This is a genomic window from Sinomicrobium sp. (genome assembly GCA_029266035.1).
In the GTDB taxonomy this organism is placed as follows: Bacteria; Bacteroidota; Bacteroidia; order Flavobacteriales; family Flavobacteriaceae; genus Sinomicrobium.
In genome coordinates this window covers 35,252-52,213 of sequence record JAJUFH010000015.1, presented here as the reverse complement: position 1 = coordinate 52,213, position 16,962 = coordinate 35,252, and the positions used below count along the sequence as shown (strand labels likewise).

15 protein-coding genes are annotated in these 16,962 nt (G+C 43.2%); 11 read left to right on the top strand and 4 right to left on the bottom strand.

Annotated elements, in window-relative coordinates; all coding sequences use genetic code 11:
• Positions 1–36: 36 nt before the first annotated feature.
• The 3 genes from ACYZZR_RS08625 (at position 37) to ACYZZR_RS08615 (ending at position 1,745) form a co-directional block, all read left to right on the top strand.
• Entirely contained in the window at positions 37–489 is a 453-nt protein-coding gene (locus ACYZZR_RS08625) for a Rieske (2Fe-2S) protein (protein WP_461533600.1), read from the top strand.
• Positions 490–688: 199 nt separating this feature from the next.
• Entirely contained in the window at positions 689–1,165 is a 477-nt protein-coding gene (greA, locus tag ACYZZR_RS08620; RefSeq protein ID WP_461533599.1) for a transcription elongation factor GreA, read from the top strand.
• Positions 1,166–1,355: 190 nt separating this feature from the next.
• Positions 1,356–1,745, top strand: a complete 390-nt coding sequence (locus tag ACYZZR_RS08615; protein ID WP_461533615.1) for an HIT family protein — start codon at positions 1,356–1,358, stop codon at positions 1,743–1,745.
• On the opposite strand, the gene ACYZZR_RS08610 is transcribed toward ACYZZR_RS08615, so the two are convergent.
• Entirely contained in the window at positions 1,729–2,109 is a 381-nt protein-coding gene (locus tag ACYZZR_RS08610) for a hypothetical protein (protein ID WP_461533598.1), read from the bottom strand. The two genes, ACYZZR_RS08615 and ACYZZR_RS08610, sit on opposite strands and share 17 nt — an antisense overlap.
• A gap of 30 nt (positions 2,110–2,139) precedes the next feature.
• Positions 2,140–3,291 carry a sensor histidine kinase gene (locus tag ACYZZR_RS08605; protein ID WP_461533597.1) on the bottom strand — a complete coding sequence of 384 codons (1,152 nt, stop codon included), beginning with the start codon at positions 3,289–3,291 and terminating at the stop codon, positions 2,140–2,142.
• A 239-nt stretch (positions 3,292–3,530) separates the two neighbouring features.
• Here ACYZZR_RS08605 and ACYZZR_RS08600 point away from each other — a divergent pair, with 239 nt between their 5' ends.
• The 3 genes from ACYZZR_RS08600 to aat all read left to right on the top strand — a co-directional run bounded on the left by ACYZZR_RS08600 (position 3,531) and on the right by aat (position 6,030).
• On the top strand, positions 3,531–4,451 hold the full coding sequence (locus ACYZZR_RS08600; RefSeq protein WP_461533596.1) for a flavin reductase family protein: 921 nt from the start codon (positions 3,531–3,533) through the stop codon (positions 4,449–4,451).
• Between the two features lie 51 nt (positions 4,452–4,502).
• Positions 4,503–4,880, top strand: coding sequence for a DUF3127 domain-containing protein (locus tag ACYZZR_RS08595; protein WP_461533595.1), 378 nt, complete (start codon positions 4,503–4,505; stop codon positions 4,878–4,880).
• Between the two features lie 496 nt (positions 4,881–5,376).
• Positions 5,377–6,030: a leucyl/phenylalanyl-tRNA--protein transferase gene (gene aat, locus ACYZZR_RS08590; protein ID WP_461533594.1), complete on the top strand. Its 654-nt coding sequence runs from the start codon at positions 5,377–5,379 to the stop codon at positions 6,028–6,030.
• Positions 6,031–6,042: 12 nt separating this feature from the next.
• Here the strand turns inward: aat and ACYZZR_RS08585 are convergent, their stop codons facing one another.
• Entirely contained in the window at positions 6,043–6,612 is a 570-nt protein-coding gene (locus tag ACYZZR_RS08585; RefSeq protein ID WP_461533593.1) for a DNA-3-methyladenine glycosylase I, read from the bottom strand.
• Positions 6,613–6,814: 202 nt separating this feature from the next.
• Between ACYZZR_RS08585 and rimP the strand changes: the two genes are divergently transcribed.
• From rimP to infB, 3 genes are all read left to right on the top strand, one after another.
• Positions 6,815–7,279, top strand: a complete 465-nt coding sequence (gene rimP / locus ACYZZR_RS08580) for a ribosome assembly cofactor RimP (RefSeq protein WP_461533592.1) — start codon at positions 6,815–6,817, stop codon at positions 7,277–7,279.
• Between the two features lie 16 nt (positions 7,280–7,295).
• Positions 7,296–8,528 (top strand): transcription termination factor NusA, encoded by a 1,233-nt coding sequence (gene nusA / locus ACYZZR_RS08575; RefSeq protein ID WP_461533591.1) that lies wholly within the window; start codon positions 7,296–7,298, stop codon positions 8,526–8,528.
• A gap of 107 nt (positions 8,529–8,635) precedes the next feature.
• Entirely contained in the window at positions 8,636–11,467 is a 2,832-nt protein-coding gene (infB, locus tag ACYZZR_RS08570) for a translation initiation factor IF-2 (RefSeq protein ID WP_461533590.1), read from the top strand.
• Positions 11,468–11,867: 400 nt separating this feature from the next.
• On the opposite strand, the gene ACYZZR_RS08565 is transcribed toward infB, so the two are convergent.
• Complete coding sequence (locus ACYZZR_RS08565; protein ID WP_461533589.1) at positions 11,868–12,248, bottom strand: SPOR domain-containing protein; 381 nt, start codon at positions 12,246–12,248, stop codon at positions 11,868–11,870.
• A 219-nt stretch (positions 12,249–12,467) separates the two neighbouring features.
• Here ACYZZR_RS08565 and ACYZZR_RS08560 point away from each other — a divergent pair, with 219 nt between their 5' ends.
• Positions 12,468–13,748, top strand: a complete 1,281-nt coding sequence (locus tag ACYZZR_RS08560) for a c-type cytochrome (RefSeq protein ID WP_461533588.1) — start codon at positions 12,468–12,470, stop codon at positions 13,746–13,748.
• A gap of 64 nt (positions 13,749–13,812) precedes the next feature.
• Positions 13,813–16,917 carry a TAT-variant-translocated molybdopterin oxidoreductase gene (locus ACYZZR_RS08555; protein WP_461533587.1) on the top strand — a complete coding sequence of 1,035 codons (3,105 nt, stop codon included), beginning with the start codon at positions 13,813–13,815 and terminating at the stop codon, positions 16,915–16,917.
• Positions 16,918–16,962: the final 45 nt, after the last annotated feature.

Below are 16,962 nucleotides of genomic sequence, written 5' to 3'. Positions count from 1 at the left end.
GCCAAATCGTTTTCCATAATTTTAAATCAGTAATCGGTGAAACTCTTTATCTCAGTCCTCAGTTTTTTTGCTATATTTCTTTTCACTTCTTGTAGTGACGATAACAGAGAGCGAAACCCCTATCTTGTAGAATTAGAATTCAGCTACGATATCAATCTGAACCTCCCGCTCTACAACGGTCTTAATACCCCTGGTAATGCCGTACATATAGCCAATGAGGGAGTAGGGCTCAGAGGGATATTTGTCATCAATACCGGTGCCGAGTATTACGCCTGGGAAGCCAGTTGCCCCAACCATTCACCCAACGACTGTTCTACTATGGAAATCAAGGGAGGCACCAACTGCGTTTGTCCTTGCGACGATTATGAGTACAACTTGTTTAACGGTCAGATGATCAACCGTCCCGAGGACGGCGAAGAACGCACTTACGATTTGTTGTTTTATCAAACACAGGTGACCGGTAGCACGGTAAGGGTGTACAACAATTAATAGGCAGGTATATCAAACTGGTGCGGTGTTCGCAATCCGCTCGTTTGTTCTTCCTTTCGAATATTCCATGCCGTTTACCGGGAATATTTTGAGGTCTCCGACTTCCCTGCATTTAAATATCCTCGGTGATTAAAATTTTGTATATTTGCTATGAATCCTCTTTAGAAGGGGATTTTTTTGTATTTAAAATTTTGAAGTTATGAGTAAGGTATCTTATTACACAGCTGAAGGACTAAAGAAGCTCAGAGAAGAGCTGGACCAGCTGAAAAATGTGGAGAGACCCAAGGCTTCTCAAGCTATTGCTGAAGCTAGGGACAAGGGAGATTTGTCTGAGAATGCAGAGTATGATGCTGCCAAAGAAGCTCAGGGTTTGCTCGAAATGAAAATTTCCAAAATGGAAGAATTGCTGTCCAATGCCAGACTTATAGACGAGTCAAAGCTGGACACCTCCAAAGTGTTGGTGCTGTCGACAGTAAAAATAAAAAATCAGGCCAACGGTATGGAAATGAAATATACCTTGGTAGCCGAGAGCGAAGCCGATCTCAAAAGCGGCAAAATCTCGGTGAGTTCGCCCATAGGAAAGGGATTGTTGGGAAAAGAAGTTGGCGATATAGCCGAAATCCAGGTCCCCAACGGAACGCTGAAATTTGAAATCCTGGAGATCAGCAGAGAATAGGGCTGTTTTTTTTCTGAAAAACAAGTCCTTTTTTGACCGGGTTCAAAAAAGGATTTTTTATTTTTATCAGTATCAACCGCTACATTAGGCGGAACGAGAAAAAAGCTCCACAAGGCTTCCGGTGCAGCACAGTCCGAAAAGTCTGTGTCGCACCAGAGCCGGAGTAGTAATCAATAAAGCAGCATCGGTTATGGGCAGTGTTTTTACCAGTATTATCAAGGGAGAGATCCCCAGCTATAAAATAGCGGAAGACGAGAATTATTTTGCGTTTCTGGATATTAATCCCAACGCTAAAGGGCATACTCTTTGTATTCCCAAAAAAGAGACAGACAAGTTGCTGGATCTCGACGAAGAGAGCTATCTCGGACTTATGGCTTTTTCCAGAAAGATAGGGATAGCCCTAGAAAAGGCTGTGCCTTGTAAAAGAGTGGGGATGGCAGTTGTAGGGCTCGAGGTGCCTCATGTACACGTACATCTCATACCGCTTAATGAGATGAGAGACATCAACTTTCAGCACAAGGTGTCTATGACAGACGATGAGTTTAGAGAGCTCGCTGCAAAGATTAGGGAGCAGCTGTAAAAAACTCCTCGTAATACCCGGAATAATAGAGTGCCAATAGACTTCCGATGAGTACGAAGAGGATACCGGCGATATAATACGATTTTTTAGTGAGTCGAAAACGACGTTTTTCGGGAATTATGGTCTTGGTGTAATAGTCGATAACTCGCTCTATGTCTTCGGTCCATTTTACTGGGTAGATGGTCGACTTACATTTTTTACACTGTAGATCACTGTTCACCTCTCCGGTGATTTTTTTATACCAGGAAGTTTCGATGTGTTTTTGATAAAATACAAGCAACAATCCAGAGTCGTTATAACATACCGGGCAGTTGTTGGTGAGTGCAGCTTCTTTGATGACAACGCGTTTTTCAGATAAAGACATGGTTTGGTGGTTTTGTTTTTTTACTTAACGTTAAAAAACTGTTTTTAGCGTGATTTGCATGGTTGTTCCCTTGCCTAGGTCGGAGTGTAATACCCTTACCTTTCCTTCGTGATAATCTTCTATAATACGCTGTACCAGCGATAATCCCAAGCCCCAGCCTCTTCTTTTGGTAGTGTAACCCGGAGAAAAAATGGTTTTGTGAAAATTTTTCGGAATTCCCTTTCCGGTGTCGCTCACTAGGAGAAGCACCTGTTTTCCTGCGTCCTTTATTTCCATTTTTAAATTCCCTTTTCCCTTCATGGCGTCAATGGCATTTTTTACGAGATTTTCTATGGTCCAGCTAAAGAGTTGAGGATTGATATTGACCATAATCTGACGATCGGGAATTATGAGTTCGAAAGAAACCAGCTTCGAACTGCGTTCTCTGAGATATTCGAATGTCGTTCTCACTTCTTCTACTACATCGAGGGTGGAGAGTACCGGAGTAGAGCCTATCTTAGAGAAACGGTCGGTGATAATCTGCAGTCTAATGATGTCTTTTTCGATTTCTCCGAGAATAGCCGGATCGGCGTCTTGACTTTTTAGAATCTCCGACCAACCCACCAGAGAAGAGAGGGGAGTTCCAATCTGATGTGCCGTTTCCTTGGCCATACCTGCCCACAACTTGTTTTGATCTGAGATTCTCGAGGTTTGATAAAACAAGAGGATGACAGCGATAAAGAGAATGATGATAAGAATCAGGGCAATAGGGTAATATTTGAGCTTGGTCAACACCTCAGAGTTCCCGTAATACAGCATGGCGATTTTCTCGTTTTTATAACTGATGTCCAGCGGATCATTTTGTCTGGAGAACTCTCGTATTTTGCGCTGAATCTCCTCCGGGTCACTAATGATGTTTTCGTCCATATTACTCGGAGTGATAATACCGTTGATATTTACCAGTATCATGGGAGTACTGGTGTTGTTGGTGAGTATTTGTAGCGGTAAATCGCCCAAATCTTTTTCCAAATCGGAAGTTTGCAGCAATTCGGCTTGGGCGGCTGCCCAAATTTTCATCTTGATCCGTTCTTCCTCCTTGAAACGCTGAAAAAAAGCATAGGTGTTCCAAAGGATTAAAGAGACTATCAGCATCGAAGTGCCAATCAGTATCCATTTGGTGATGTTTCTACTTTTAGATGTCATCTATATTGTGGATAAGTCCGTAAATATAAAGGAAAAGCGAAGAATTTATTGTTTTGAAGTGGTTTTAAAATTTTTTAGTCTGTATTAGCTTGTTCCGAGTCTGCTTCTGTCTCAGCACCTAGCTAAAGTACCTCTATATCGGAGATACAGGCCTTGTTTAGAGAAAAAACGATTCTAAGGATAGTAAAGATTTTATTTCTCTCAATGTTTAATTACTTTTGTTTTTTATAGAGAGAAGTATGTATTCGATAGCGCCCACAGATATCTCACCAGCAAAGTTTCACGCTTTGTTGCTCGGTGCTGTTGCGCCGAGACCCATCGCTTTTGCCAGTACAATTAACGAAAAAGGGGTTCCCAATTTATCTCCTTTTAGTTTTTTTAATGTGTTCGGTTCCAATCCGCCTGTGCTGATTTTTTCGCCGAGTAGGAGGGTGAGAGACAACACCACAAAACACACTCTTGAAAATGTGAAAAGGATTGGAGAGGTGGTAATCAATGTGGTGAATTACGATCTGGTTCATCAGGCATCGCTGTCGAGTACAGAATACGCCGAAGGAGTGAATGAATTTGTAAAATCGGGGCTCAGCATGTTGCCTTCAGACTTGGTAAGACCATTCCGGGTTGCAGAATCGCCCGTACAGTTCGAATGTAGGGTAAATGATATAGTAGCCTTAGGAACCGGAGGAGGTGCGGGAAACCTCGTGATTTGTGAGGTGGTGAAAATGCATATCAGTGAAAAAGTGCTGAACGATGAAGGGTATATAGATCAATATGAGATAGATTTGGTATCCAGAGCCGGGGGGAGCTTTTATTCCAGAGCCAGAAGTGGTTTTTTTGAAATACCTAAACCGCTTTCTTCACTGGGGATAGGGGTAGATAAGATACCCGACCATATAAGGCGAAGTGAAGTACTTACAGGAAACGATTTGGGAATGCTCGGAAATATAGAAGCTCTGCCTGAAGAAAAGGATATTCTGGAATTTGTAAAAGAATCGGTAGAAATTAGAGGTTTACTGAGCTCGGACGACGAAAATCGAATACACGAGAGGGCTCGCGAATTTCTCAGAGCTGAGGATGTACTCTCTGCATGGAAATTACTTTTGGCACCGCGGTACGGGCAAGCTGATTTTGACCTTGATGTCGCAGATGTAGAAAAATAGTTCAGATAAAGTGTAATTAAACGAGTGAAATAACGATAAAGAATAGTATTTATGGAAGTTCAAGGAAGAATTAAACTGATTGATGAAACCAAAACTTATGGAAGTAACGGTTTTAGGAAAAGAGAGGTAGTAGTAACCACAGAAGAACAGTACCCTCAACATATTTTAGTAGAGTTTATTCAAGATAAATGCGATTTACTCAACAATTTTCAGGTAGGGCAACCGGTAAAAATAGGGATAAATCTCAGGGGTAGAGAATGGGTAAATCCGCAGGGAGAGACCAAGTACTTCAATTCGATACAGGGCTGGCGTATAGAAAATTTACAAACCGAACAAGCTGCTCCAGGAATGCCCCCTGTGCCCCCTTCCGATGCTTTTGAACCTGCAACCGATTTTAACGAGGAAGAGCACGACGATTTGCCATTTTAAAAAAGATGGCAATTTAGTGAATGACGCCAAAGATCCCAATCCCGAGCTTGTCGAGAGATCTCCGGTTCTGACGTATTGTAGTTGATTAGTTTGTAGTTCGTAGTGATTTCTCCCAGTCTCCTTATCACCTCGTCTCCTCGTCATCCCATTATCACGAGGAGTCGACCGAAGGAGTCGATTTGGTGACCGCTCTACTAGGTACACAGATCACTCCAAACGGGTTTGCTTGTTGTGGTATGTTACTTGATTTTAAAAGATGGCCAGGTCGCCTATTCGCAATAAGCGATAGAATAGCTTGTTTTTGCACATAAAAAAGTCCCGATGGTTGAATCGGGACTTAATGTTGTGGTTTTAGGTTTGCCTTTGTGATAAACTCAAAAAGCAATGATGAAAAATAAATGTTCACAAAGACAGAGACAAATATGTGTAAAATAAAATTAAAATCAAAACATAAAATGTCTTTTTATTAAATTGATGTGTTTTTAGTACATTTTCTATGTATTTGCTCGATAAGGAATTAGTGTTTCCTCCTGTAGCTTTAGCTGCAGAAGACGGGCTTTTGGCCCTTGGTGGCGATCTGTCTCCCGAAAGGTTGTTACTCGCTTACCGCTGCGGTATTTTTCCGTGGTTTGCAGAGGGAGATCCTGTTTTGTGGTGGAGTCCGGATCCGCGTATGGTACTTTTTCCGGAAGAGCTCAGAGTGTCTTCAAGTATGAAACAGCTGTTAAAACGCCGTCGTTTTGAGGTAACCTTTAACCACAACTTCCCCGAAGTGATTGCACATTGTGCCAACATAAACAGGAAAGGACAGAGCGGAACCTGGATTACCGACGAAATGAAAGAGGCTTATATCAAGCTTCATGAATTGGGTGTTGCGGTATCGGTAGAGGTTTGGCAGGAAGAGGAGCTGGTAGGTGGCCTGTACGGTATAGATCTAGGACATATCTTCTGTGGGGAAAGTATGTTTTCTAAGGTGAGCAATGCCTCGAAAGTGGGATTTATCACTCTAGTCGAAAAGCTGAAGAAGAAAAAATACAAGCTCGTAGATTGTCAGGTGTATACAGCACACTTGGCCAGTCTAGGGGCGAGGGAAATACCTCGAAAAACTTTTGTCAGCATGCTGGCTAAAGAAAGTGGAGATTTGCGATAAGAGTTACACCTGTTACTGCTGTACTTCGAGATGGCGAAAACAATCTACTTCGTGGTCGTTTACCATTCCTGTGGCCTGCATATGTGCGTAGATTACAGTAGTGCCCACAAATTTAAAGCCTCTTTTTTTCATATCCTTGCTGATGCGGTCTGAAAGGGGAGTGTTGGCAGGAGTATTGCGGTAATCGGAAAGGTTGTTTTGGATGGGTTTACCGTTGGTAAAACCCCAGATGTAATTGCTGAAACTTCCAAATTCCTTCTGTACCTCGATAAAAGCAAGGGCGTTGCTCACTGTTGCATGTATCTTTAGCTTGTTGCGTATAATGCCCTTGTCGTTCAGGAGTTCTTGAATCTTGTCTTCTCTGTAGAGTGCTATTTTTCGATAATCGAAACAGTCTAAAGCTTTTCTAAAGTTTTCCCGCTTACGCAGAATAGTAATCCAGCTCAAACCGGCCTGAAAAGTTTCGAGTATGAGAAATTCGAATAGCTTCGTGTCATCGTATACGGGAACGCCCCATTCACAGTCGTGATATTTTTCGTAAAGAGGGTCGCCCACACACCAGCCACATCGATGTTTTTCCATGACTCTAAAGTTTTTCGCTAAGATAGGAATTCATTGAAAAATGGAAAGTCTTGAAATGTTTTCTTTTTGTATCTGCATTTTATACGGTAATTTATTGGCTTTCAATTGTTGTTTGTAAATCAAAAGTCGTATATTTGCGCCGTTGAAAAAGAGAAATTTTTTTGGAGGGGACTTGAGTCCCCTCTTTTTATAAAGATTATCGATGTTGAAGGAAAGAGTAAAAAATCTTCTTGAAGAAGCTCTGGAGGAAAGAGATTCACTTTTTCTGATTAGCCTTGCCGTTTCGGTAGACAACCAGATCAAGATAGTAATAGACGGAGATGAGGGAGTGTCTCTCAACGATTGTATATCAGTGAGCAGGGCTGTCGAGGGCGGACTCGACAGGGAGGAGGTTGATTTTTCGTTGGAGGTGACCTCTCCGGGAGCCACAGAGCCTTTGGTACATCAAAGGCAGTACAATAAGAATATAGGACGAAAATTAAGCGTAACAATAGCTTCGGGAGAAACCGTAGAAGGCAAGCTTGCTGCAATAGGAGAAGATGGGATCGTATTGGAGTGGAAACAGCGGGAGCCCAAACCGGTAGGAAAGGGGAAGAGGACAGTAACAGTAGAAAAAGAGATTCCCTTTTCAGGTATTTCTGAAGCTAAAGTGATCATAACATTTTAACTATTAAGTTTTTGACATGGAAAATCTTGCATTGATCGATTCATTTTCAGAGTTTAAGGATGATAAGCTCATAGATCGTGTGACCTTGATGGCAATCCTGGAGGAAGTTTTTAGGAATGCGTTGAAAAAGAAATTCGGTTCAGATGACAATTTTGACATTATCATCAACCCGGATAAGGGAGACCTTGAGATATGGAGAAACAGGGTGGTTGTTGCAGACGATGAAGTTGAAGACCCCAATCAGGAAATTTCACTTACTGATGCGCGGAAGATAGAGCCCGACTTTGAGGTGGGAGAAGATGTTTCAGAGGAAGTAAAGTTGGTAGATCTGGGAAGAAGAGCTATTTTAGCGCTGCGTCAAAATCTTATATCCAAGATTCACGAACACGACAATACAACCATATACAAGCAGTTTAAGGATCTTATTGGTGAAATTTATACCGCAGAAGTACATCATATTCGCCATAAAGCCGTTATTTTGCTAGACGATGAGGGTAATGAGATAGTGTTGCCTAAAGAAAAACAGATTCCTTCCGACTTTTTCCGCAAGGGAGAGAACGTGAGAGGTATCATTGAAAATGTGGAGCTCAAGGGGAGTAAGCCGACCATTATCATGTCTAGGACATCACCTGATTTTCTGGAAAAACTCTTTGAACAAGAGATACCAGAGGTGTTTGACGGATTGATTTCAATTAAGAAGGTGGTGAGGATTCCGGGAGAGAAAGCTAAGGTAGCAGTAGATTCCTATGACGACAGGATAGACCCCGTAGGAGCTTGTGTGGGAATGAAAGGTTCGAGAATACACGGTATAGTGAGAGAACTCGGCAATGAGAATATAGATGTGATCAACTATACGGGCAATCCACAGTTGTTTATCAGCAGGGCGTTGAGTCCGGCAAGAGTTACCTCTATCAATCTCGATGAAGAGAACAAAAGGGCAGAGGTAATACTTAAACCGGAAGAAGTGTCCAAGGCTATCGGAAAAGGAGGATATAACATCAGGCTCGCCGGATTCTTAACGGGCTATGAGATCGATGTGTTTAGAGAAGGTGTGGAAGAAGATGTGGAGCTCACAGAGTTTGCCGATGAAATTGAGCAGTGGGTAATTGATGAATTTAAAAAGATCGGACTCGATACCGCAAGGAGTGTGCTCGATCAAGATGTAGAAGACCTGTTAAAGCGTACCGACCTGGAGGAAGAGACTATTTTGGAGGTGAAGCGTATCCTCAAAGAAGAGTTTGAAGATTGATTTCCGGGCTTTGATTGAATGTATGCCAAAGTGGTTGTTATCCTGGCATTATGTGTAATATCGCTTTAATCGCGTCGAATTAAAATAAGAGGATTAAAAAAATATTTATGGCTGAAAACGCAACATTGAGGCTTAATAAAGTGTTGAGAGAACTGAACATTTCACTGGACAGAGCAGTGGAATACCTGTCTTCCAAAGGATATGAAGTGGAAGCCAGGCCCACTACCAAAATTTCAGGTGAGGTATATCAGGTGCTTTTGGAAGAGTTTCAGACGGATAAGAGTAAAAAAGTGGCTTCTAAGGAAGTGGGAGAAGAGAAGCGAAAGGAGAAGGAAGCTATTCGTCAGGAACTCGAACGCGAACAAGAATTAAGGCGTCAGGAACAGGAAAGGCAAGAGGTCATTAAGGCTAAAGCGAAGATTACCGGACCTAAGACAGTCGGAAAAATAGATCTCGACCAGAAGAAGGGTGAAACTGTCGCAGATGCCGACGAAAACAGCGATGCGAAAGAGCCAGATACTCCTGTGGTTGAAACACCCAAAGCTGATGAGCAAAAACCCGCTGAAAAAGAAGTGGAGGTAGAGGTGAAAGAAGTGTCTTCTGACACTGTGGATAAGAGTGAAGAAGATGCTTCCGAAGTTTCAGTAAAAAAGGAATTAGTTGAGGATGAAGATGATAAGCCGGTGCAAGAGGTTGTGGAAAAAGCTACAGAAGAAAAGGTGACTCACAAGGTTATCGTTCAGGATGAGGAAGTGGAAAGCGAACAGCTTAAAACGCAGTACCAAAAGCTTTCAGGTCCGAAAGTAACCGGAGAGAAAATAGATCTCTCCAAGTTCGAGAGGCCTAAGAAGAAGAAGCCAGCAGGACAAGGAGCTAATGGTAATGACAACAAGCCGGGGAATACAGACCGCAAGCGAAAACGCAAGAGAATAAGTAAGGAAAGCCCCGGAGGGGGGAATGTTGGAAACAACAGACAAAACGGAGCAAACCAGAAGAGAAAAGGAAGAAAACCTGTCGCTGATAAGGTTGAACCCAGCGAGGAAGAAGTACAAAAACAGGTAAGAGAAACCTTGGAAAAACTCCAAGGGAAAACCAATAAATCTAAGGGAGCCAAATACCGAAGGGAAAAGAGAGATATACACCGCCAGAAATCTGCCGAAGACCTTGCACAGCAAGAGCTGGAAAGCAAGGTGCTGAAAGTGACGGAATTCGTTACTGTGGCAGAGGTGGCTACCATGATGGATATCCCTACAACCAGTATTATATCAGCCTGTATGTCGCTCGGAATCATGGTGACTATGAACCAGCGCTTGGATGCTGAGACACTCAGTATTGTGGCCGACGAGTTTGGATATGAGGTGGAGTTCGTGACTGCAGATATCGAAGAGGCGATTGTAGATGAAGAAGATCGTCCGGAGGAATTGAAACCGAGAGGGCCAGTTGTAACCGTTATGGGACACGTAGACCACGGAAAAACTTCACTTCTGGATTATATCCGACACGAAAATGTGATAGCCGGTGAAAGTGGAGGAATTACCCAGCACATCGGTGCTTATGGTGTGGTGCTTCCTGACGGACAAAAAATCACTTTTCTAGATACACCGGGGCACGAGGCGTTTACTGCCATGCGAGCCAGGGGTGCACAGGTTACCGACCTCGCCATTATCGTGATTGCGGCCGACGACGATGTGATGCCTCAAACCAAAGAGGCTATCAGTCACGCCCAGGCAGCGGGAATTCCCATTGTATTTGCGATAAACAAGGTGGATAAACCCACTGCAAGTCCCGATAAAATTAAAGAACGACTGGCATCGATGAACCTTCTCGTGGAGGACTGGGGAGGTAAAATACAGTCGCAAGATATTTCTGCAAAAACGGGGCAAGGAGTTAATGAATTGCTCGAAAAAGTATTGCTTGAAGCTGAGATTCTCGAGCTTAAGGCCAATCCCGACAAGATAGCTAGCGGTACAGTAGTAGAAGCTTTTCTCGACAAAGGACGAGGATATGTGGCTACCATATTGGTTCAAGGAGGTACACTTCGCATAGGCGATTACGTGCTTGCCGGAAGGCATAGTGGTAAGGTAAAAGCCATGCAAGACGAAAGAGGAAAATCTGTTAAAGAAGCCGGGCCATCAACGCCTATATCTATACTCGGACTCGATGGCGCACCTCAGGCGGGAGATAAATTTCACGTTTTTGAGGACGAAAAAGAGGCAAAGCAGATCGCGACTAAGAGAACGCAATTGCAACGAGAACAAAGCGTGCGAACACAGCGGCATATTACACTCGACGAGATTGGAAGACGTATTGCATTGGGCGACTTTAAAGAGCTCAATATCATTCTCAAAGGAGATGTGGATGGTTCGGTAGAAGCACTTACCGACTCTTTCCAAAAGCTTTCAACCGAAGAGATACAAATCAATATTATACACAAGGCTGTAGGTCCGATTACCGAATCGGATGTCTTGCTCGCTTCAGCATCAGATGCTATTATTATCGGATTTAACGTAAGGCCGATGGGTAATGCACGCTCTGTAGCCGATAAGGAGGAAATAGATATACGGAGCTATTCGATCATATACGACGCGATTAACGACCTTAAGGATGCAATGGAAGGAATGTTGTCTCCTGAATTGAAAGAGGAAATTACAGGAACTGCCGAGATTCGCGAAACATTTAAGATTTCGAAAATAGGTACTATCGCAGGTTGTATGGTTACCGATGGTAAGATATACAGGAACTCCGGTATTCGTCTTATTCGTGACGGAGTGGTTATCTTTACCGGTGAGTTGAGCTCTCTCAAACGCTTTAAAGACGATGTCAAAGAGGTGTCGAAGGGCTATGACTGTGGAATGCAAATCAAGAATTACAACGACATCAAGGAAGGAGATATAATAGAATCGTTCCGTGAAGTGGAAGTGAAAAAGCGCCTGAAATAAGGGTTGCGTTGAGATAAAAAAGGGCTGTCTTTCGATGAGAGACAGCCCTTTTTGTTTTTAGCGTATTCGCTTTGACAGCCACTGTTATATCGACCGAAGTGGAGAGATTCACCACCCAAGATAAAGCATCTTTAGCATAAAAAAACTCCCCTCTTTAGACAAACCTGCCCGCCGGCAGGCGGGGAGGGGTAGACAGCTTCGCTGGACAGGGAGTTTTGACAAGCCCGAAACATTGCTGTTTTATCTTAAACGTTTGGGAAATATACAATCGTTTGGGTTTTCAAAACCCTCCGTCATGCCACCTCCCTTTGTCTAAAGGGAGGAGTTGAGTTGTTTTTAAAACTACGAACTACAAACAACAAACAGCAAACAACAAACTCCAAACCCCAAACCACTCGAGCTAAGGTGTTATAATAAAAGCGCTGGGATATTCGCGTTTAATTTTTATCAGATGTCGGTCTGCCTCAAGACGGGTCCTGAATTTTCCGGCATAAACGCGGTATGTTGGAGTCTTGAATGCGATATCGCAGTCGATGTCGAAACTCTTCTTAAAATTGGATTGTTCCTTTGTAGCTCCTTCCAAATTGCCGTTGTAAATCTGAATGCGATAACGCTCGTCGGCGCTGTCGTCTTGGTTGAGCTCCATTCTTGCCGTAAGAAGTTTCTCAACTTTGGCGTCTTGTTTGATATTAATTTTCCCTTCTTGGGCATAAGATGTCGTAAGGGAGATCAGCAAAAGTGACAGACAGCTAAAAATGTTTTGTCGGGATAAAAATCTCATAATGAATACGGTTTTGTGCAAAAGTAATTTATTCGTTTGAAATCTCACAGTTAATATTATTTAGAACTAATATAAATTATCTATTATAGTAGGGTGGTCATGTCCTAAATGGAGAGTATATTGTACTTTTGTCATCGGATTTTAAGAGCCTGTGTTTTTTTGTTGACTTCCGTCGAAAAAAACAGGCGAAATAAAGGAGAGATAATACACAATATGGATATGAAAGAGGTGATACACCGCAATTCTGTTTCAAGGATTCTAAGTATTGGTCTGGCAATTCTGCTGGCGTTTTCCACAACTCTTTTTGGACAAGAAGGTGACCCTGATCGAGGGAAACAGTTGTTTAACTCCAACTGTGCTGCCTGTCATAAATTGGATCAGAGAATGACTGGTCCTGCGCTTGCTGGTATTACTAAGGAGCGCGACAGAGAGTGGTTGCACGCGTGGATTAAGAATAATGTGGCCCTTCGAAAATCTGGAGATCCTGATGCGATAGCTATTTTTGAGGAGTTTAACGGTGCTGCGATGAATACTTTCCCGCAGCTGTCTGAGCAGGATATAGATGATATTCTGGCTTATACCGAGAATCCACCTGCTCCTGCAGTAGCCCCACAGGGTGAGGCGGCAGGTCAAGCTGTGGCGGTAGAGTCTTCTGGTATTTCGAACGAGGTGGTGCTTGTGGCGCTGATCCTCGTTTTTGGTATGCTGGTCGTCATGTTGGTACTGGTAAACAAGGCTTTAAAGAATATAGCTCAAGCCAAGGGGGTTGAGTTGCCTGGAGAGGGCGAGGCCAGATTACCGCTGTGGAAAGCTTTTGCCAAAAACCAGTTCTTAGTGCTTGTTTCTGTGATTTTCTTGCTGTTGGTGTCAGCTTATTTTGTGTATGGCTATTTGATGCAGGTAGGGGTAGATCAAGGGTATGAGCCGGTACAGCCTATACACTTCTCACACCGTATACATGCCGGAGATAACGAGATAGACTGTAAGTATTGTCACTCTTCTGCAAGGGTTTCAAAAACTTCAGGAATACCCTCGCTCAACGTGTGTATGAACTGTCATAAGAATATTATGGAGGTTGCACCGGAAACAGCTACCGCAGAGCACAGCAAGGCATTTTACGATGGCGAAATCCAAAAATTGTACGAAGCTGTTGGTTGGGATGTGCAAAATCAGGCCTATACCGGAGAGACCAAACCGGTAAAATGGGTTAAAATACACAACCTTCCAGATTTCGTTTACTTTAATCACTCTCAGCACGTTACTGTGGCTGGATTGGAGTGTCAAAAGTGTCACGGACCTATAGAGGAAATGGAAGTGGTGAGCCAGTATTCTCCACTTACCATGGGATGGTGTGTAGAATGTCACCGAACTACCGATGTTCGTATGGAGGGTAACGAGTATTACGAGAAGATACACGAAGAGTTGTCTAAGAAATATGGAGTGGAAAAACTTACAGCTGCACAAATGGGAGCTCTGGAGTGCGGTAAGTGCCACTATTAAATAAAAATCACGGGTACAGTGTACTGTGCCTTTATTGTTAAAAAGAGTTAATTATATATAAGACATGGCGTCAAACAGAAAATACTGGAAGAGTGTCGAAGAATTGGATGAAAACAATTCTGTAGTAGAGACACTTAAACAGAATGAGTTTGTTGAGGAGATACCTGTAGACGAATTTTTAGGGGATAAGGAAAATCTCCAAAACTCTTCTACGTCACGAAGGGATTTTCTCAAATACGTTGGATTTAGTACTGCTGCCGCTACACTAGTCGCCTGTGAAGGGCCTGTGAAAAAGGCTATACCTTATGTGGTGCAGCCGGAGCAGATTCGCCCAGGTGTTGCAAACTACTATGCAACTACCATAGCTGATGGTTTTGATTTTGCCAGTGTGTTGGTAAAAACACGTGAGGGACGCCCGATAAAAATAGAGGCTAATGGCGATGCTTCGTTTATGGGGTCTCCAAATGCCAGGGTAAACGCTTCTGTGCTTTCTCTTTACGACAAGATGAGAGTGCAAGGGCCTAAGTCTGGTGGTGAGTATATAAGTTGGGACGATCTGGATCAAAAAGTTATTGCAGGTCTAAATGCTGCTAAAGCGAGTGGTAAGCAGATTGTATTGTTGACACAAACCTATGCCAGTCCTTCTACAAACAAACTGATAGCTGAATTTGCTGAAAAGTACGGCAACGTAAAGCACGTTCAGTATGACGCTATCTCAGAAAATGCTGCATTAGAAGCCTTTGCTGCCAAATATGGTAAAAGAGCTCTTGCAGATTACGATTTCTCTAAAGCCGATCTTATAGTGTCTTTTGCTGCCGATTTTCTGGGAGATTGGCACGGAGGAGGTTTCGATACCGGATATGCGGCTAAGAGAATACCGACTAATGGAAAAATGTCGCGACATATACAGTTTGAAGCTAATATGTCGCTTAGCGGCGCAAATGCCGATAAAAGAGTTCCGTTGAAGCCCACTCAACAAAAAGTGGCTTTGGCTAAATTGTACGGATATTTGAGTGGAGCTTCTGTTTCTGGCGATCTTCCTGAACAAGCCGATGAAGCTGTTAAAGCTGCTGCTGCCCAACTTAGAAAAGTGGGTAAAAATGCGGTAGTGATTACAGGTATAGATGATGTAGATGCTCAGTTGCTGGTGTTGAAAATTAACGAGTTGCTCGGAAGTGTAGTTTCCGATGTAAAATCTCCTAGATTACTTCGCCAGGGGAATACAGCTGCCGTTACTCAGCTTATACAAGATATGAAAGCGGGAAGAGTAGGGGCACTTATCACAAGTGGTGTAAATCCGCTTTATACACTGCACGACGCTGCCGGATTTGCTGAGGGGTTGAATAGTGTTGGACTTTCTGTGGCTTTCTCTATGAAGGAAGATGAAACCGCAATAGCTGCCCAGTATATCGCAGCTGCACCGCATTATTTGGAATCTTGGGGTGATGTAGAGATGAAGCAAGGTCATTACAGTCTTATGCAGCCCGCTATTCGTCCGTTGTTTGACACGAGACAGTTGCAAGACGCGCTTTTGAAGTGGCTCGGAGAAGACAAGACGTATTACGATTATATAAAGGCATACTGGGAAGATGATGTTCTAGGAGGACAATCTTGGAACAAGGCTCTTCACGACGGTGTCTTTGTTGCAGCTACAGCTACAGTGACCAATGTAGAAACATCATCTACATCCGAAAACGAAGCGGAAGAGATTACGGCTACTACAACCGATATAAACGCTGCAGTTAGACGATTGGCTTCTGCAACTGGAAGTGATTTCGAACTCACTTTGTATCCTAAAACGGGAATGGGTGACGGACAACAAGCCAATAACCCTTGGTTGCAAGAGTTTCCCGATCCTATCACGAGAGTGTCTTGGGACAACTATATTACCGTATCTCGCGCAGATGCCGATGCTTTAGGATTTAGTAACAGGCATGTGGCCAATGGTGGACTCAACGGTAGCTACGCTAATATCACAGTAAATGGTGTTACTATCGAAAAAGTGCCGGTGCTTATTCAGCCGGGTCAGGCTCGAGGCTCTATAGGGCTTTCTTTCGGATACGGTAAAAAAGAAGGCTTGAAATCTGAAATGCAAGTTGGAGTCAACGCCTATAAATTGTATGAGAATTTTAATGCTGTACAAGCGGTTACTATTGAAAAGGCTGCTGGTGAACATGAGTTTGCTTGTGTACAGCTGCACAATACCTTGATGGGACGTGGTGATATTGTAAAAGAAACCACTCTCGAAATATTTAATACTAAAGATGCTGCCGAGTGGAATATAGCTCCAGTAGTGTCGCTCAATCACCAAGAAGTTGAGGCTTCTAATGCGAACCTTTGGAATGATTTTGACACTTCTATAGGACATCACTTTAACTTGGCGATCGACCTGAATGCCTGTACAGGTTGTGGGGCTTGTGTGATTGCGTGTCACGCCGAAAACAATGTGCCGGTAGTAGGGAAAGACGAGATTAGAAAGTCGAGAGATATGCACTGGCTGCGTATCGACCGCTACTATTCTTCTGAAGATACCTTTGGGGAAGATAATGTGATGAAAGACGAATTGCCCAAAGGAGCTAAGGACACATTCTTGGAATTGGAAATAGCTGCCGAGAATCCGCAAGTGGCTTTCCAACCGGTAATGTGTCAGCACTGTAATCACGCTCCTTGTGAAACAGTTTGTCCTGTTGCAGCTACCTCTCACGGTCGTCAAGGTCAGAACCACATGGCTTACAACCGATGTGTGGGTACTCGCTACTGTGCGAACAACTGTCCGTATAAAGTGAGACGCTTTAACTGGTTCTTGTACAACAACAACGACGAGTTTGACTACCATATGAACGACGATCTCGGAAGGATGGTTCTGAATCCTGATGTAGTAGTGCGTTCGAGAGGGGTAATGGAGAAATGTTCACTTTGTATTCAGATGACTCAAAAAACCATACTGGATGCCAAGAGAGAAGGAAGAGCAGTTCGCAAAGATGAATTCCAAACAGCTTGTTCTGCAGCCTGTGGTAGCGGTGCTATGGTGTTTGGCGATGTAAACAATGAAGAGGATACGGTAGTAGCTCTGAAACAAGACGATAGAATGTATCACCTTCTGGAGCATATAGGAACTAAACCAAATGTGTTCTATCAGGTTAAGGTGAGAAATACAGAAGAAGCATAAGTAAGTAGTAAGCCTGCCGGCAAAGAAAAGGCCGACAGAAATGCA